Raw genomic sequence first — 18,021 nt, 5'->3', positions numbered from 1 at the left:
TCCGTTTGTTTCTCCATTCCCCTTGTGTTTCATTATAGCCTGTTCAATAAATGTTTGCCAAAACAAAAAAGGCCCTCTCCATCATGGAGAAAGACCTTTTCTTTTTATGAATTATAGTTTAACAACGTTTGCAGCTTGTGGGCCACGGTTACCTTCAACGATTTCGAATTCAACTTCTTGACCTTCTTCAAGAGTTTTGAAACCTTCGCCTTCGATCGCTGAGAAGTGTACGAATACGTCGTCACCGTCTTCACGCTCGATAAAACCGAAACCTTTCTCTGCGTTAAACCATTTTACTTTTCCAGTCATTCGAACAACCTCCTTATCCAACATAGTGTTGCAAAGTAATTGAATCATGAATACTTTTACACCACTTTGGTAAAGAGATCGTAAAAAATTATTCAACCTTCAATTTCCTTTTGCTATGTTTAACTTTACCTGTTTGTGGTGCTGATTGCAAGTAATAAGGAAAATTTTTTTAATGTTTTTTTCGCTTAGACATTTTCCTCGGTCTTATTATTCGATATATGTCAAATTGTATACGTTAGGCAAACTGTTTTTTTCTGTCATATATGGCATCTTCATAATCGGCAATTAGCTGAGAAAATATGTTATCCCATGATTGTTTTAAAGCGAACTGTCTTCCTCGTTCGCCCATTGTTTGTAGTAGCATTGGATGTTCCAGAAGAGTGGTGATTTTCTCGATGTAGTCGGATGGATCATAAGGATCACAAAGGTAGCCCGTTTTCCCGTGTTTAATTAATTCCGTCACCCCACCTTTATTAGCACCAATTACCGGAGTTTTTGAAGCAAATGCCTCTAAAACGACATTACCAAATGTTTCTGAAGCGGATGGAAACACAAATAAGTCGGCCGTTGCATAAGCTTGTGCGAGTGCTTCCCCTTCCAAATAACCAGTAAATATAGCATCATGTTCTAATTCACCTTCTAATTTAGTGCGCATTGGACCATCGCCAACAACCAACCACTGGGATTTGTTTCTAATCGAATCTGGTAACTGTTTTATTATTTTCGCTAATGTGGCAAGATTTTTTTCCTGCGCTAAACGCGATACGAATAAGAAAACAAACGGAGCACGAATACCATAGCGCTCTCTAAAATCACGCGTGTCTATGTGTGGTTGAAATATATCTGTGTCAACCCCTCTTTTCCAGTAAAAAATGTTACTAAATCCTTGGGAATGTAGATGGTCATTCGTCTCGCATGATGGAACAAATATTTTCTTAAAGTGATCTTGATAAAACCAATTGAAATATCGCTTCATCCATGGGGAAAGAAATTCCATACGATAATATTTTAAATAATGGTCAAAATGTGTATGATAAGACGCAACCATTGGGATATTATTTTTTTTACCATAACGGAGACCCGTTAAACCCAAATTAAAAGGAGTCGCTATATGAATTAAATCTGGTTTAAATTCCTTAAGCTGTTCGTTTAATTTTATTTTATTTGGGAAAGTAATCCGACATTCTGGATATAGAAAAAAAGGAAGGCTCTTGAATCGACGAATATGATGACTATAATAGTCTTCTCTAGCATAATGGGGTGCATAAATTTGGTGTTCGATTTGTTGACGTTCTAAATAATCAGCAAGTCGCTTCAATGTTTTCGACACACCATTCACTTGCGGAACAAATGTATCGGTAAATAGCGCTATCTTCATGATTAAATCCTCCCACCTTAAATAGTGAAATAGACCGTGGTCAATCCAACTAAACTGCCAAGAAGAGCACCAGCAATTACATCAGTCGGGTAATGTAATCCGATATAAATTCGCGATAAACCAACGAGACATGCTATGAGAAATAAATATACGGCTATCGAAGGCATATAATACATAAAAGGTGTAACGATTGAAAAAATAGCTGTTGTATGCCCAGATGGAAATGAATGGTCTGTTAATATTTGTCCTGGTGTTTTCGTTTCCGGATAAATGATATAAGGACGTTGCCTTCGATATCGCCTTTTGATCATAACGACGATGATATGACTGATTGTAAGTGCAATCATACTTTGGATTCCCCAATATTTACCAGGGGCTGGGAAAAACAAGGAAATAAATAATGTTATTGAGATCGTTGCTGTAGCTCCACCTAAATGTGTGATCATACTAAAGAAATAATTTAAACTTTTATGATGACATGATGCATTAATAAAATGAAACAATCGCCACTCCTTGTGATGAAACCATATTGCCAATCGGCTCATAAGTTTCTAACCTCCCTTCCTCTACTTTCATCATAAATGAAAATTGTTTTCTTTTAATTAAGCCAATGTAAAGTTTATGTAATAGTGATTTCTTGTGTAGACAATAATCACCATTGCATGTCCTTATTCACATTTGTTATAATTATTATTTGCAAGGTGTTAATAGTGATAACCACAAAATCATTTGTTCTTGCAAAATAAATGGGATAGGTGGTAACAAATATGGAGGAAAAATATCGCGTATTATTGTATTATCATTACGTGCATATTGAAGACCCAGAAACATATGCTGCGGAGCATCTTCAATATTGTAAAGACTTAGGGGTTAAAGGGCGTATTTTAGTAGCACATGAAGGAATAAACGGCACCTTGTCTGGAACGATTGAACAGACAGATGCCTATATGGAACACATGCGTCAAGATCCATTATTTAAAGACATCGTTTTCAAAATGGACTTACATGATGGTCATGCCTTTAAAAAGATGCATGTCCGTCATCGTCCAGAGCTTGTCACACTTCGCTTAGAGGACGATATTAACCCATTAGAAATAACTGGGAATCATCTAGAACCAACTGAGTTCTATGAAGCGATGCAGGATGAAAACACAATCGTTATTGACGCACGTAACGATTATGAATACGATTTAGGGCATTTCCGTGGTGCTGTTCGTCCAGATATTCGCACATTCCGTGAACTTCCTGGTTGGATTAAGGAAAATAAAGAAATCCTAGAAGGGAAGAAAATTCTTGCCTACTGTACCGGTGGTATTCGTTGTGAGAAATTCACTGGCTGGTTAAAACGTGAAGGTTACGAGGATGTTAACCAATTGCACGGTGGTATCGTCACATACGGTTATGATCCAGAAGTACAAGGGGCATTATGGGATGGAAAATGCTATGTCTTTGATGAGCGTATTTCAGTACCAATTAACCGAAAAGAACATGTTATTGTTGGTGTCGACTATTTCGACGGTACACCATGTGAACGCTATGTCAACTGCGCAAACCCAGAGTGTAATAAACAAATTCTTTGCTCTGAGGAAAATGAGCATAAATATATGCGCGGTTGTACTCATGAATGCCGTGTACATCCACGTAACTTATATATTAAAGAACATAATCTTTCCGAAGAAGAAGTCGATCGCCGTCTAAAAGCAATCGAAGAAGAAGACAGATTAAAAAATAAAGCGATGTAAACATAATACACGAGTAGTTCTTTGTGAACTGCTCGTGTTTTTATATTAAAACTATGATGATGTTGTTGCCGACTGCTTATATGCGACCTTCTTGCTTTTATTAATGGAACGCCTTCTTAATAAGATACGCTGATAAATGTTATTTAATAACAATGCTAACACAATAAATGCTGTGCCGACTACATCGTATAACGTCAAGTTGTATCCTTGAACATAGCCAATCACTAACGTCGTGACAGGTACAAAACTTAAAAATAACAAACTGTTAATGGGCTCTAAAATTCGAACCCCTTCATTCCATCCAAGAAGCGCAATAATCCCTGGGAAAATAACCATAAATATGATGTCATAGCGAACCGCATAAACGGCTTCTAATGTTGGGGCTTCAACCCAACCGAACAAGGTCGTTAATAAAACAATACCTGTTGTTGTCACAATACCATATGTTAATGTCAGTGTTGAGTAGCGAAGGATTGACCAATCAGGAAAACGTCCTCCCCCCATTGTATAGACAACCCATCCAACAATACCAAAAAATAAGATTCCTAATGGGAACAGCTGCTTATGGATATTGGATAAAAAACCAAGATCCCCATTTGTTACAACAAGAACCACTCCGACAAAGGCAACCCCAATTGAGAAAAGTGTAAACGGACTTGGTCTTCTCCTACTTAACACCCATATAATTAATACGGAAACCATTGGGCTAAGGGACTCCATAATAGATGCTAGTAAAGTTCCTGTCTCACCAAGCATCTCCTGACCCCAAAAAATAAATAAATTATAAATCGTAAATCCCATCGTTCCAAAAAACCAAACATAAAATCCACGACCATCTGTGCGAAAGGCATCTTTCCCTTCTTTCATCAAAAGTATGATTACTAGTATGAGTGCCACAGGAATATAGCGGAAAATGGTAAAATAAAAGGAATCTATATATTTAAAGCTATGATTAGCAACCGGAAACATAGCACCCCATGAAATACTTGCCAATAGCGCTAGAAAAGCGCCCCATAACATCTTGTTTTTACGCAAACATTCTCAACCCCTTGTTGTCTATTCTATATCTATTTAACTACAGTTTAAGTATCATGTGAAATGATTCTTAGTGATATTTGACATCACTTTACAAGATAGCCATTAATTATATGAATAGTCCCAAAAGAAATATTAGTATGGTATATTATTAATAACTATTTTATAAAGGGGCGATCGCATGTCATGGAAAAATATTGACGGATCACTTCATGATGATTCGCTTGATTATTTATTTACGCTATTAATTTTCTTTATCATCTTTATTAAAAAAACCATCACATCCCGTTCGTAAAATGGTTTTTAACTTTGAAAGAAAAGCGGTGATGCTTGGGAAAGAACGATACCCCTTTGAAACGATTGAGGAATGGTTTGAGCGATTAGACGTTGAAGCTTCTAGTGCTGTGTATCAGATGATTCGCTATGGAGACAAACATGTTGACGAGCAGGAAATACATATATTTATTCAACAAATAAAAGCTGCTGAAAAAGTATTAAATCATAAATAGAAAGGGATGCACCTTATGTGTCGGAATTAATAAATAGAAAGTTTCATAGATATCTTATACAATGATATATATAATTATATTTCATCTCTTTTTACGATATCAGGAGTGAGCATTCTAATGGATTTAAAGGATTTATATATTTTTCAAAAAGTAGCTGAAAAAGGTAATATTAGTAAAGCTGCTGAAGCATTAAATTATGTGCAATCAAACGTAACAACCCGTATTCAGAAGCTAGAAAAAGAACTTCGTACACCCCTTTTTCATAGACATAATCGCGGGATGGTATTAACGCCAGAAGGAAGAAAGTTAATTACCTATGCTGAGAAGATTATTTCGATAGTCAATGAAATGAAGAAGGTGATGCATGATTCAGACCAACCAGTAGGAAAACTTGAAATTGGCACAGTCGAAACAGTGATTAAGTTACCTTTCATACTTTCAAAGTACAATAAACAATATAAACATGTTGATCTCTCTTTAACATCTGGCGTAACGAAAGAGTTGATTGATCAAGTGCTTCATTATAAACTAGATGGCGCTTTTGTTACAGGGAATCATAAAAGTGCCCACCCAGACCTTGTTCAATATAAAGTATTTGAAGAGGAGCTCGTCCTTGTGACGGATAATACACCAACAACACTTGAAGAAATTAAACAAAAACCACTTCTTGTATTCCGCTCAGGATGTGGCTATCGCTCCAAACTGCGAGAGTGGCTCCGTGATGAACAAGTCGTACCAACAAAGATTATGGAGCTCGGAACATTAGAAACAATCTTAGGAAGTGTTTATTCCGGCTTAGGGGTTACTTTTATTCCCCATTCAGCCGTCCAGCGGCATGAAGCACGGGGACTTATTCAATGTCACCATTTGCCGAAAAAATATAGCAAAATTGATACGCTCTTTATCTGTCGTAAAGAAGCATATCAAACTGCTTCATTAGAAAAGTTCATTGAAACATTAGAAACATGCAAGGACGACACGCGAGCCCCGTTACCATTTATATAATAAGTTGAGATGGTATGCACTGAAGCCACGTTATAAAGCTCAACGCGGCCTAATACAGGAAGAGAATATGAGATTACATCCCGTTTAGCACTAAATACGATTTAATACCAGAAATGGATTTGAGATTACATCACGAACGGGCACTCGGTTGCCAAATAACAATAAAAATTAGTTGCAACAAAAAAAGCGCCGTCCAAAAGTAGTTAGAGAATACCCATTGGACTGCGCTTCGTTTTTATGATAACACTTTATCTAGGAAATATTTCGCACGATCGGTTTGTGGGCTTGAAAAGAAACTCGTTGGATTACCTTTTTCGATGAGTTTTCCATTATCTAAGAATAAAATTTGATCTGCCACTTCTTTAGCGAAATTCATTTCATGCGTCACAACGACCATCGTCATTCCTGAATCAGCTAGATCCTTCATAACGTCTAAGACTTCTTTTACCATTTCAGGATCGAGGGCTGATGTGGGTTCATCAAATAGCATAATTTCTGGATTCATCGCTAGTGCACGCGCGATGGCGACCCGTTGTTTTTGCCCACCAGACAGTTTATTTGGATATGTGTTTGCTTTCTCTGTTAAACCGACTTTTTCTAGTAATTCATATGCCTTTTCTTCTGCATCGGTTTTAGAAATATTTTTAACCTTTTGTGGAGCATATGTCACATTATCAAGTACTGTCATATGGGGGAATAAATTGAAATGTTGAAATACCATGCCAATCTGTTCACGCATCGCTAATTTATTTGTTTTTGGATCTGTAATCTTTTTTCCCTTTACCCAAATATCCCCTGATGTCGGTTCCTCTAGCAAGTTTAAACAGCGAAGAAACGTTGACTTTCCAGATCCAGATGGGCCAATAATTGCTACGACTTCACCTTGCTCGATTGTTGTTGAAATCTGTTTTAATACGGTATTTTCCCCAAACTTTTTCACTAATTGTTCGACTTTAATCACTTTGGCGCATCCTCCGTTCTATCCGTTTACCGATTTGCGTTAATATAAAGACCATCACCCAATAAATAATACCAGCAAATAGGAGAGGTTCAAAGTTTCGGTAAATTTTAGCTCCAACTATTTCGGCACGACGCATTAAATCTAAATAGCCAATGACTGATACAATAGCAGATTCTTTCGTTAATGTAATAAACTCATTCATTAATGCAGGTAAAATATTTTTAAGTGCTTGTGGCAAAATAATATGGACCATCATTTTCGGATATGGCACACCTAATGCTTGTGCCGCTTCAACTTGACCTCGATCAACAGCTAAAATACCCGCACGGATAATTTCGGAAACATAAGCAGATGAATTTAACCCGAATGCTAAAATAGCAGATAAAAATGCAGATATATCATATCCAATTAGTTGAGGTACAGCATAATAAATAATCATTAATTGTAAAATAAGTGGAGTCCCACGAAAAACAGATGTATAGGCATCCGCCAACCATTTTAGAATTGAGACATTCGTTATTTTACATAATGCAAGAATCGTCCCTAATAATAAACCAATGGATATTGAAAAAACGACAAATTTTAACGTTACCCATATCCCTTTTAACATAAAAGGAATATAAGGCACGATTTGGCTAAAATCCAAATTCATGCCTCACACCTCTCCTTCTCTTGTTGACGATTCATCTTTTTATTCTGCTTCATATTCGGTTAACCATTTCTCTCTTAACTTTTCCATTTCACCACTATCTTCCAATTCGGTAAGAATATCATTCACATCGTCAACAAGATCGCTTCCTTTTGGAAAGGCAACACCCATACCCGGCGCACTTTCTGTAGGGTCTTCAAAAGCTGTTAGACCTTGTGATTCCATGTATCCTGTTGCAACTTCTTGATCCATATAGCCGATATCTACCCGATTCGACATGATTTCCTGAACAACAATATTAACATTATCGAGCTTCTTCACTTCGAAACCGTATTCTTCGGCTAATTTTTCTGCACCTTCTTCTTGAATGGATCCTAATTGTACACCGACAACTTTTCCTTTTAAGTCATCCATCTGATTAATTTCATTTTCTGGTTTACTAATAAACATTTGACTTGAATGATGGTATTCCTCTGAGAAGTCAACATTTTTCTTTCGCTCTTCTGTCGCACTCATACCAGCAATTGCTATATCTGCACGTCCCGCTTGAAGCGCACCTACAATGCCATCAAATTTCATATCTTCAATTTGCAATTCAAACCCTAGTTTTTCACTAATCATTTCTGCAAGATCAATATCAAATCCGATAATTTCCCCTGCTTCATTTCGTGTTTCAAATGGTGGAAATTCAGCAGCCGTCACCATCTTTAAGACCTTCTTGTCGTCTTTTTTGTTATTTGTAGTTGATGTTTCTTCTCCTTGACCACATGCTGCTAATAAACAAACAAGTAACACAATGATGAAACTGATTAATATATTTTTTTTCACGTTTTTTCTCTCCTTAGATAATGATGTTATTTTTTTTGCTCAAATTCTTCTTGAACAGCTTGAAATAACGTCGTGTCAGTAAGTAAATCAAAACCTGTACATGCTAGTGCTAATGCACCATCAATGAGTGCTTGATGACCATCTTCTGTAATTGTTTGGTCTGCGAATGCTTTCGTATGAGCAATTAAACCTTTTTTATTTAATCCAATGTATGGATGAATAGCGGGAACAACATGACTCACATTACCCATATCGATTGATCCATTAGCAGGTGTCGCTTCATAAAGCGGATGTGGGCTAATCACTTGAAGATTTTTTGTAAAAGCATTGGATAATGTCTGATTCGTTACCATATTGTCGTAGCTCAATTCATAGTTAGAGATTTCTAACGTTGCACCTGTCATTAATGCTGCTCCTTTAGCGATATTCACTACTTTTTCATTCACTTGATTTAATGCCTCACGGGTTTTGGCACGCGTGTAAAACTGTGCAATGGCTAAATCAGGAACAACATTCGCTGCTTGTCCACCTTCTGAAATAATGCCGTGAATTTTTACATGTGCTGGTAAATGCTCACGTAAAGCATTAATCCCATTAAACAATTGAATGACACTATCTAACGCATTAATTCCTTCTTCTGGTGACGCTGCCGCATGGGCACTTTTTCCCGTATATTTAAATTGCAGAGCATCCATCGCCAATGATTCACCGCTTTTATATGATTGATCCCCCGGATGTAAAATCATCGCCACGTCTATATCATCAAAAATGCCTTGTTCACTCATCGGTACTTTTGCCCCATTCGTCTCTTCAGCTGGGGTTCCGAGGACGATGATTTTACCACCGATTTCGTCTAAAAGCTTACTTAAAATAATCCCCGCCCCTACGCTCATCGTGCCAATTAAATTATGACCACACCCATGACCAACCCCTGGTAAGGCATCATACTCAGCGAGATAGGCAATCGTTGGGCCTTTCTTTTCCGCAGCAAATTGTGCTTTAAACGCGGTTGGACGACCAACAATTCCTTCTTCAATTTGAAAGCCATGATCGATAAGTAACCTTGTTAACTTCTTCATCGATTTGTATTCTTGATCCCCTAATTCAGGATTGTCGTACAAATCATCACTTATGGACCACAACTCTTGTTTTATCAGTTCTATTTCAAATCGCAATCGGCTTTTCATATATGTTCACCCATCTGTATAAATATTATTGATTATGTATATTTATACTATAAATTGCATTGAAATGCAAGTGCTTTTTTATAATCTTGAGTAAAAAGCGCTTCAAAAATGGCTATTAGACAATCTTTAAACACGTCATCCCAACAAGTTTAGCTGTATTTTATAAGGTAAGTTATTGGCTAAACAAGCTTTGACAATCTCAATTTTTTCTTCATGCGTCACTTTTCTACTTTTCATTGTATACATCTCGGGCTTTCGAGAATAAGTTTTTAACCCTTCCCCTTAGTGTACTTGATGATCCAATTCTGAACAGTTTTATCAGATGGAATGTTATAGATGTATCGATTAACCACTTATAACACATTTAAAGAGCTAGAGAAAGATATTAAAGCATATATTGACTTCAATAACACTAAGCGTGTGACATTGAAGATGGATTTGAAAATTCAGCATAAGAAAAGCCATGTATGAAGATCATACATGGCACAAAATATTTTGTTTATTTACCTGTCTACTTGACAGGGGGCAGTTCATCCGTTTTCTCCGCTTATATTTGATTTATATTTGATTTATATTTGATTTAATGAAAAATTAATATGCTTTTGACCAGTAAACCATTTCTTTTGCCTTTTCACCGCAGCATACACATGTATCAGAAATATGCTCTTGGTCAAAAGGAATGCAGCGTGATGTCGCTGTTGTATCTTCTTTAATTTTTTCTTCACATTCAATGTTCCCACACCACATTGCTTTAATAAAGCCACCTTTTTCATCGAGAATTTGTTTAAATTCATCCATTGTTTTAGCAACAGATGTCATGTTTTCACGATGTTTAACGGCACTCTCATAAAGATGTTGCTGAATGTCTTCTAATAATGCTGGAAGACGTTCTATTAATTCATCCATCGCGACAAACTCTTTTTCACCTGTATCACGACGGACAAGTACGACTTGATTTTTCTCAATATCTCTTGGCCCCATTTCAATACGAACTGGGATTCCTTTCATCTCATATTCATTGAATTTCCAGCCAGGCATTTTGTCACTTGCATCGATATCGACGCGGACGATGTCTTTTAATCGGTCACGAAGCTCATATGCTTTATCAAGAACACCTTCTTTATGTTGCGCGATTGGAACAATCATCGCTTGCGTTGGTGCTACACGTGGTGGCACGACTAGTCCTCGATTATCCCCATGTACCATGATGAGCGCACCCATGATACGTGTTGACACACCCCAAGATGTTTGGTGAACATATTGTTGTTTACCTTCTTTATCTAAATACTGAATGTCAAATGCTTCAGCGAACCCTGTTCCAAGATAATGTGATGTCCCAGATTGTAAAGCACGACCATCATGCATCATGCTCTCAATAGTGAGTGTATATTCTGCACCGGCGAATTTCTCTTTCTCCGTTTTCTTACCTTTTAACACTGGAATCGCTAAGAAGTTTTCACACACGTCGGCATAGACATCGAGCATCTGTCTTGTTTCATGTTCAGCTTCCTCTTTCGTTGCATGACATGTATGACCTTCTTGCCAGAGAAACTCTGAAGTACGTAAGAAAGGGCGTGTCGTTTTTTCCCAGCGAACGACATTCGCCCATTGGTTATATAATTTCGGTAAATCACGATAGGAATGGATATTTTTTGAGTAATATTCACCGAATAACACTTCTGATGTCGGGCGAACGACGATGCGTTCCTCTAGCTCCTCGTCACCACCATGAGTGACCCAGGCAACTTCAGGGGCGAACCCTTCAATATGATCTTTTTCTTTTTGCAGCATACTTTCAGGGATAAATAGTGGAAAATACACATTTGTATGACCTGTTTCTTTAAATTGACGGTCAAACTCTGCCTGAATATTTTCCCAAATGGCATATCCATATGGTCTAATAATCATTGTTCCACGAACTGGGCCATAATCGACGAGTTCAGCTTGTTTAACAACATCTGTATACCATTGACTGAAATTTTCTTCCATCGCTGTAACCTTTTCAACAAAGTCCTTGTTCTTTTTACTCATTTCGAGCACACCTTTCTGTTCATTTTTAAACACAAAAAAACCTCCATCCTGAAGGGACCGAGGCTTGGTGGTACCACCCTTATTTGCAATATAACGTCACAAGTGACATTGCACACTTCATTAGATAACGGTTATTAACCGCGCCAATCTTCGAGCATTTGCCTTTCTGATGGCGAACTCAAAGGCAGGTTCCAATTTACCACTTTGGAAAGTTGCACCGACCCTTTCCTCTCTAAGAAAGTGTATAAACTGTACTTATCCTTCTCATCGTTTCATATATTGCTTTTTTGATGGCGTCACATATCGATTGTGTTCATCACCGAAGCCATGCATACTTTGATTATACTATACATTTTACAAAATACAATGGCAAGTAAAATAACAAAAAACATCTGTCATTAAAATGTTTTTTCATATAATGAAAAAGGTGTCCCTTCAATGTCGACTGTCTTTTTAAACATATATCCAGCTTGACGATAAAATTCGTTTAAAACTTGATTTCCGCCCACACAGTCAAGGCGAATCAAGCCATTCGTTACTGATAGGTTTTTTTCTATCCACGATAAGAGCTGCAAACCGATTTGTTGGTGACGATACGTTGGGTGGACTGCTAGACGATGTAAATAAAACGCATCATCATTTCGCTCTCCCCAAAGGGCTTGATCCCATTCGCTTTGATCTTGTGATAAATTAAACGTCGCTACAAGTTGCTCCTCATTAACAACAATATATGTCGCTCCTTCTACCACGGCTGCTTCTACTTCTAAAATAGCTTGACGATCAAGGAGATATTCCCATTGATGAACTCCTTTTTGTTTTAGAATCTGAGCAATATCGTAAAGCATTTGATAAACAGATTGAACATCTTCGAGCGTCGCTTTTTTGATTGTAAATGTATTAAATTGATCTATTCGAAAAATAAATGACATGACATTTACCTCCACTTCTTCATCGTATACGTTGATTTTAACATGTTATGAGTGATCTGTTGGTATTTATTATTATTTTGCTTATATAATAGTATGAGACGGGGGTGACAAGTTGAACGCTGTTAATATTATTGAACAATTAAAGAAACGAAAACGATCAATGATTGGGGGAGAACAATTAAAAAAGTCAGCTGTCTTAATTCCTCTCATTGAAAAACAGGACGGTATTCATATCTTATTTGAAGTCCGCTCGATGATTTTGCGTAGTCAACCAGGAGACATTTGCTTCCCAGGGGGGCGAAAAGATAGAGAAGATCCGAGCCCATTACATTGTGCCATCCGTGAGACATCTGAAGAACTTGGTGTTAACGCCTCTGACATAAAAGATGTCGCACCACTTGACTATTTTATTCCAGATATGGGGCGAATCATCTATCCATTTGTTGGGAGAATTACCGAGAATCATAAACTAAAACCAAATCAAACTGAAGTAGCGGAAGTTTTCACTGTTCCATTAGACTACTTTTTAAATACAGAACCAAAGAAGTATAAAGTGAATTTCCAAGTTATTCCTGAAAAGAATTTCCCGTATCACCTCATTACAGGGGGAAAAGATTATCAGTGGAGAACACCAAAAATAGACGAACTTTTCTACCAGTACGATAATCGCGTCATATGGGGACTAACAGCACGGATTTTAAAGCATTTTATTGATCTCATTAAACATGAATGAAGTCCAGCCAGCGATTTCTTCTAATATGAACGTGCGCATGAACAATAATAAGGCGAATCGTAGCCACATAACAATAGCAGCCTGAATTGATCGAATCAGACTGCTTTATTTTTTTGTATCTTATGAAACAACTTCGCCACCGAGTACGTTTTTTACATGTTTCAAAGCAAAGTCATGGCCAACAGCATTAAAGCTTGCTACCCCTTTTTGGTGAACGACAATTTTAAATCCTTTATTATAAGCATCAATCGCCGTATGGAGAATGCAAATATCCGTACATACACCAACGAGATGCACTTCTTCGATGCCACGTTCTCTTAATTTTATTTCAATATCCGTTCCAGCAAACGCACTATACCTTGTTTTATCCGTGTAATACACATTTGATTTATCTTTATGTTTTTCATAAACATCGGCAAGCTTTCCGTACAGCTCTTTCCCTGGAGTTCCGACAATATTATGTGGTGGGAATAATTGACTTTCCGGATGATATGGATCATCTTCTTCATGAGCATCCATCGCAATAGCGACAAAATCACCCGCTTCAATAAACTCTTCTGTCACCTTAGCAATATAATCCTCTAATACTTGACCAGGTGCACCGCAAGTTAGTTTTCCATCATCAGCTACAAAGTCATAAGAATAATCGATATTTAATAACGCCCGTTTCATCATATACCCTCCCAGAAGATTGTGAAGTATTTTACAATCTAGTGATATATATAATATAACAAATTTTTTGAAATAATTCCATTCGATCATTAGTTCATAAAAAATATTTTTACAATTAAACCAAAAGAAAACACATCCTTAAAGGAATGTGTTTTATAACGTTAAACAATTATTTTAAAACAGTCGAACGCACTTTAATAGAATGTGCTTCGCCAAATTTACCAAAAGCGGCATGATACGTTGGACCGACTAAATCATTATAAGAAAAGCCATGCGCAATGGCGGTTGTAACGAAACTTTTAGCATGGTGAACCGCTTCTTCTACTGATTTGCCTTTAGCTAAATAAGCGGCAATGGCAGCAGAGTATGAGCAACCTGCACCGCTTGTATTTTTCGTATCGATTCGCGGTGCCTCAAAAGTTATTAATGTTTCCCCATCATATAAAACATCAACCGCTGGTCCGGATAAACGTCCACCTTTGACTAAGACATATTTTGCCCCTAACTGATGTAAATCAACTGCTGCTTGTTGTAAATCTTCTACTTCCTTAATTGGTCGATCATCAAGTAGGACAGATGCTTCAGGCATATTCGGAGTGATGATGGTCGCCAGTGGAATTAACCGCTCGCGAAGCATTTCAATCGCATCATCGGCCAATAGCTTTGAATCGAGCTTACCGACCATTACAGGGTCAACGACAACATGCTTCGTCCCCGCCTCACGAATCATATGAGCAACACGTTCAATAATCGAAGTCGAAAACAACATCCCCGTTTTTAGGGCATCAATCCCAATTTGCCTTTTCGCCGTGGCAAACTGGGCCTCAATCGCTTCAATCGTCATTTGATGGACATTTTTATTTGTTGTAGGATGACGGCCAACAATGGCGGTAATCACACTCATGCCGTAGACATCCAGTTCCTGAAATGTTTTTAAATCAGCTTGAATGCCAGCACTTCCTCCTGAAGCGGCTCCAGCAATCGTCATGACACGTGGTAAATCAAACATGAACAAAACTCCTTTTATATAAATTTTAGAAAATAACCGCGATGAAAAACCAAATAATCATCATGAACTGTATGATTATTTTAGCAAGTGTTCCCCCTAAAAAGCCAATTAACGAGCCTGTTGCCGCACGAATCGCTTCTTGGAAAGACCTCGCTTGAAACAATTCAACTGCAACGACAGCGATAAACGGAACGACAAGAATACCGAACGGTGGGAAGAATGATCCTATAATAACAGCAATAGCTGCTGTGTTTTCTCCTAACTTACTTCCTCCAAAACGTTTTACGAAGTGACGATTAGCAATGATATCAGCTAAAAATAACACCACCGTAAACACAATCATCATTGTCCAAAACAGCCAACCTAATTCAGTTGAATTGATTTTAAAATGGTACACTAAAAAGCCGACCCAAATCAATAATGATGAAGGAAGAATTGGAAAGACTAATCCGATAAAACTTACGATAAATAATAGAATAATGAGTATCCAAAGATAAATATCTGCCATCTTTACACCTTCTGTTTTTTAAGAGTTTGGTCTTAGAGGAAGTTCCTACTCTTTACTTCAGCCACTTTCTTTTGGAGTTTGCGCCGAGTCGGAACCTCTACTCCTCGTCCTGTTGGTCCTATCTTTAATGATAGGCTCCTCTTATTCTTTGTTCAACTTTTCTTTTTTAGTCACAAAGGCATTTACATAGACTTTTCTCTTACCTATTCTTACACTAAAGATAATAAATAAAGGATGTGAATAACATGATAATAAAAGGAATTCACCATGTATCAGCAATTACTGCACACGCTAAAGGAAATTATCATTTTTACACTGATATTCTCGGATTACGACTCGTAAAAAAAACGATTAACCAAGACGACCCTTCCGTCTATCATTTGTTCTATGCCGATGAAATGGGAAATCCCGGAACCGATTTAACCTTCTTTGAACTTCCATATGCCGGGAAAACGATGCACGGAATCTCAAGTATCTCAACAACATCATTGCGTGTGTCAGAAGATAAAGCTCTCAACTACTGGTTAGACCGCTTTAATCAGCATGGTGTCTCGCATCAAGGCATCTCAACTCAAGGTAAACGAAAAGCGCTCTATTTCCAAGACCCAGAAGGCCAAAGACTCGCCCTCGTATCTGATGAAAATAATGATGGTGTGCCTGGTGGGACACCATGGAAGCATAGCCCTGTACCCGCGCAATATGGCATTCGTGGTCTCGGACCTGTCCGATTAACAGTAGCTGATAAGCAGCCTACTGAGCATATTTTGACAAACATATTAACGTTTAAATTAGTCGACCAATATCCTTCTCATATAAAAGGTAATGAAGATATTTACGTTTTTTCAACGGGTAAAGGAGGTACAGGGGCAGAAGTTCATCTTGAAGTGCGTACCGATTTACCTCGGGAACGCCTTGGACGCGGTGGGGTTCACCATGTTGCCTTTCGGGTTGAAGATGAAGCAGAACTGGCTCAATGGCGTCACTTATTAACTGAAAAGAGAGTTGCCAATTCTGGTATTATCGATCGTTATTATTTTAAAGCACTCTATTTCAGAGAACCAAATGGAATCTTATTTGAGCTATCAACAGATGGACCAGGGTTTGCAACCGATGAAGACCCTGAATGTCTAGGAGAATCACTTGCTCTCCCTCCGTTTTTTGAAGATCGCCGAAAGGAAATAGAAGCGAATCTCGAACCTTTAGATACAACAAATCATAAATAGATGCAAAAACCCGCTTCAAATATTTGAAGCGGGTTTGCTACCTACTTGTTATCTTCACCTTCATCATCAGTTAGTGTAGGATGGGGGTCGACCTCATGCTTATATGAATATGCTTTAGAAATTAATACTAATGAAATAATTAGGATGATCACAACGATGGCAATCATACCGATGATATAATAAGTCACTATCTCTTCTCCTTTTATTACTATAAATCTTCCCCGATAATGCGAACTTCACGTTCGAGCTGAACACCAAATTTCTCTTTTACTGTCTTTTGAACATGATGGATTAAATCAATGTATTCCTGGGCGGTGGCTCCATTTTTATTAACGATAAAACCCGCATGCTTTGTCGATACTTCTGCTCCACCGACTTGTGTCCCTTGCAAGCCACTATCTTGAATTAATTTCCCAGCGAAGTATCCAGGTGGGCGTTTAAATACACTACCACATGACGGATATTCTAATGGCTGCTTCGATTCACGTTTAAATGTTAAATCATCCATGATAGCTTTAATCCCATCATAATCGCCATGCTTAAGATGAAATGTCGCTTCTAAAACAATATAGCCGTTCGTTGGGATATTACTTGTACGATAAGATAAATCTAATTCCTCTGCTGACAATTTAATTAGCTCGCCTTCTTTCGTCACAACAAGTGTATGAGCGAGAACATCCTTTATTTCGCCACCATATGCTCCAGCATTCATATAAAGGGCTCCTCCAACAGAACCTGGAATCCCACAAGCAAATTCTAATCCGGTAAGATGTGCCTCTAATGCCTTTCTTGATGCATCAATAATGCGTGCCCCACTAGCTGCAACGAGAGTCGATCCATCTGTACGAATCTGATTTAATCGATGGAGATTCATAACAATACCACGTATACCGCCATCTTTAACGATTAAATTTGACCCATTTCCTAACAATGTGAATGGAACTTGTTCTTGATTGGCAAGTTTCACAACTTGTTGTACTTGTTCATATGTTTCTGGAGTGACGAAGAAGTCGGCTTTTCCTCCTAAACGTGTATATGTGTGTTCTTTTAAGTATTCATCGACTAACACGTCTTTCTTGGGAAGAATCGCAACCAATTTATTATATAAATCATGATTTACCATGCTACTCAGTCCTTTAAGTATATACTTCAATCCAAACTAAAAATTATCCTATGATTATTATTGTACGAAAAAAAAGCGTGCCTTTCCACTAACAATCATATGTCAAAGCGATACAATTCATCACATCAGCATATGACAAAGTCCCTTTATCTGTACCTATCTATCATCCAATCACTACATACATATGAAA

21 protein-coding genes and 1 other annotated feature are annotated in these 18,021 nt (G+C 37.6%); of the genes, 6 read left to right on the top strand and 15 right to left on the bottom strand.

The genetic code is table 11. The features are described 5' to 3' along the window. Positions 1–111 precede the first annotated feature (111 nt). The 3 genes from cspD to VIG73_RS06755 form a co-directional block, all read right to left on the bottom strand. Complete coding sequence (cspD, locus tag VIG73_RS06765) at positions 112–309, bottom strand: cold-shock protein CspD (protein WP_146938151.1); 198 nt, start codon at positions 307–309, stop codon at positions 112–114. A gap of 235 nt (positions 310–544) precedes the next feature. Beyond that, positions 545–1,687 carry a glycosyltransferase family 1 protein gene (locus tag VIG73_RS06760; protein WP_331640278.1) on the bottom strand — a complete coding sequence of 381 codons (1,143 nt, stop codon included), beginning with the start codon at positions 1,685–1,687 and terminating at the stop codon, positions 545–547. A 17-nt stretch (positions 1,688–1,704) separates the two neighbouring features. Next, positions 1,705–2,232 carry a phosphatase PAP2 family protein gene (locus tag VIG73_RS06755; protein ID WP_331640276.1) on the bottom strand — a complete coding sequence of 176 codons (528 nt, stop codon included), beginning with the start codon at positions 2,230–2,232 and terminating at the stop codon, positions 1,705–1,707. 222 nt (positions 2,233–2,454) lie between these two features. On the opposite strand from VIG73_RS06755, the gene VIG73_RS06750 reads away from it, so the two are divergent. After that, a complete protein-coding gene (locus VIG73_RS06750; protein WP_331640274.1) occupies positions 2,455–3,429 on the top strand; it encodes a rhodanese-related sulfurtransferase in 975 nt (324 codons plus the stop codon). A gap of 51 nt (positions 3,430–3,480) precedes the next feature. Here the strand turns inward: VIG73_RS06750 and VIG73_RS06745 are convergent, their stop codons facing one another. After that, positions 3,481–4,464, bottom strand: coding sequence for a DMT family transporter (locus tag VIG73_RS06745; protein ID WP_331640272.1), 984 nt, complete (start codon positions 4,462–4,464; stop codon positions 3,481–3,483). 323 nt (positions 4,465–4,787) lie between these two features. Between VIG73_RS06745 and VIG73_RS06740 the strand changes: the two genes are divergently transcribed. Together VIG73_RS06740 and VIG73_RS06735 are read left to right on the top strand one after the other, a co-directional pair. Further along, a complete protein-coding gene (locus VIG73_RS06740) occupies positions 4,788–4,973 on the top strand; it encodes a hypothetical protein (RefSeq protein WP_331640270.1) in 186 nt (61 codons plus the stop codon). A 117-nt stretch (positions 4,974–5,090) separates the two neighbouring features. Then, complete coding sequence (locus VIG73_RS06735) at positions 5,091–5,978, top strand: LysR family transcriptional regulator (RefSeq protein ID WP_331640268.1); 888 nt, start codon at positions 5,091–5,093, stop codon at positions 5,976–5,978. A gap of 235 nt (positions 5,979–6,213) precedes the next feature. Here VIG73_RS06735 and VIG73_RS06730 read toward each other — a convergent pair whose 3' ends face one another. From VIG73_RS06730 to VIG73_RS06715, 4 genes are read right to left on the bottom strand one after another with little or no spacing between them, the layout of a single operon-like run. Continuing rightward, positions 6,214–6,939 carry an amino acid ABC transporter ATP-binding protein gene (locus VIG73_RS06730; RefSeq protein WP_331640266.1) on the bottom strand — a complete coding sequence of 242 codons (726 nt, stop codon included), beginning with the start codon at positions 6,937–6,939 and terminating at the stop codon, positions 6,214–6,216. Beyond that, positions 6,932–7,591 (bottom strand): amino acid ABC transporter permease, encoded by a 660-nt coding sequence (locus tag VIG73_RS06725; protein WP_331640263.1) that lies wholly within the window; start codon positions 7,589–7,591, stop codon positions 6,932–6,934. Before VIG73_RS06725 ends, VIG73_RS06730 begins: the two co-directional genes overlap by 8 nt. A gap of 39 nt (positions 7,592–7,630) precedes the next feature. Beyond that, complete coding sequence (locus VIG73_RS06720; RefSeq protein WP_331640261.1) at positions 7,631–8,416, bottom strand: transporter substrate-binding domain-containing protein; 786 nt, start codon at positions 8,414–8,416, stop codon at positions 7,631–7,633. 26 nt (positions 8,417–8,442) lie between these two features. Then, the gene (locus VIG73_RS06715; protein ID WP_331640259.1) at positions 8,443–9,603 is read right to left on the bottom strand and encodes a M20 family metallopeptidase; all 1,161 of its coding nucleotides are present in this window, start codon (positions 9,601–9,603) and stop codon (positions 8,443–8,445) included. 336 nt (positions 9,604–9,939) lie between these two features. Here VIG73_RS06715 and VIG73_RS15700 point away from each other — a divergent pair, with 336 nt between their 5' ends. After that, positions 9,940–10,074, top strand: a complete 135-nt coding sequence (locus tag VIG73_RS15700) for an IS3 family transposase (protein WP_414648382.1) — start codon at positions 9,940–9,942, stop codon at positions 10,072–10,074. Between the two features lie 120 nt (positions 10,075–10,194). Here VIG73_RS15700 and proS read toward each other — a convergent pair whose 3' ends face one another. Both proS and VIG73_RS06705 read right to left on the bottom strand, forming a co-directional pair. Beyond that, a complete protein-coding gene (gene proS / locus VIG73_RS06710; protein WP_331640397.1) occupies positions 10,195–11,634 on the bottom strand; it encodes a proline--tRNA ligase in 1,440 nt (479 codons plus the stop codon). A gap of 49 nt (positions 11,635–11,683) precedes the next feature. Further along, positions 11,684–11,911 (bottom strand) — a binding site (T-box leader). A 121-nt stretch (positions 11,912–12,032) separates the two neighbouring features. Then, positions 12,033–12,563, bottom strand: a complete 531-nt coding sequence (locus VIG73_RS06705; RefSeq protein ID WP_331640257.1) for a GNAT family N-acetyltransferase — start codon at positions 12,561–12,563, stop codon at positions 12,033–12,035. A gap of 112 nt (positions 12,564–12,675) precedes the next feature. Between VIG73_RS06705 and VIG73_RS06700 the strand changes: the two genes are divergently transcribed. After that, positions 12,676–13,296, top strand: a complete 621-nt coding sequence (locus VIG73_RS06700) for a CoA pyrophosphatase (protein ID WP_331640255.1) — start codon at positions 12,676–12,678, stop codon at positions 13,294–13,296. A 120-nt stretch (positions 13,297–13,416) separates the two neighbouring features. Here VIG73_RS06700 and VIG73_RS06695 read toward each other — a convergent pair whose 3' ends face one another. The 3 genes from VIG73_RS06695 to VIG73_RS06685 all read right to left on the bottom strand — a co-directional run bounded on the left by VIG73_RS06695 (position 13,417) and on the right by VIG73_RS06685 (position 15,485). Further along, positions 13,417–13,968, bottom strand: a complete 552-nt coding sequence (locus VIG73_RS06695) for a cysteine hydrolase family protein (RefSeq protein ID WP_331640253.1) — start codon at positions 13,966–13,968, stop codon at positions 13,417–13,419. 169 nt (positions 13,969–14,137) lie between these two features. After that, a complete protein-coding gene (thiD, locus tag VIG73_RS06690; protein WP_331640251.1) occupies positions 14,138–14,977 on the bottom strand; it encodes a bifunctional hydroxymethylpyrimidine kinase/phosphomethylpyrimidine kinase in 840 nt (279 codons plus the stop codon). A gap of 25 nt (positions 14,978–15,002) precedes the next feature. Then, positions 15,003–15,485, bottom strand: coding sequence for a DUF456 domain-containing protein (locus VIG73_RS06685; RefSeq protein WP_331640249.1), 483 nt, complete (start codon positions 15,483–15,485; stop codon positions 15,003–15,005). Between the two features lie 245 nt (positions 15,486–15,730). On the opposite strand from VIG73_RS06685, the gene VIG73_RS06680 reads away from it, so the two are divergent. Continuing rightward, positions 15,731–16,708: a ring-cleaving dioxygenase gene (locus VIG73_RS06680; protein ID WP_331640247.1), complete on the top strand. Its 978-nt coding sequence runs from the start codon at positions 15,731–15,733 to the stop codon at positions 16,706–16,708. Positions 16,709–16,749: 41 nt separating this feature from the next. Here the strand turns inward: VIG73_RS06680 and ytzI are convergent, their stop codons facing one another. After that, a complete protein-coding gene (gene ytzI / locus VIG73_RS06675; RefSeq protein ID WP_331640245.1) occupies positions 16,750–16,896 on the bottom strand; it encodes a YtzI protein in 147 nt (48 codons plus the stop codon). Positions 16,897–16,916: 20 nt separating this feature from the next. Continuing rightward, complete coding sequence (murB, locus tag VIG73_RS06670) at positions 16,917–17,831, bottom strand: UDP-N-acetylmuramate dehydrogenase (RefSeq protein ID WP_331640243.1); 915 nt, start codon at positions 17,829–17,831, stop codon at positions 16,917–16,919. Positions 17,832–18,021 lie beyond the last annotated feature (190 nt).

It is taken from the genome of Cerasibacillus sp., assembly GCF_036516575.1.
GTDB lineage: Bacteria > Bacillota > Bacilli > Bacillales > Amphibacillaceae > Cerasibacillus.
This window is presented reverse-complemented; position numbering and strand designations above follow the sequence as displayed.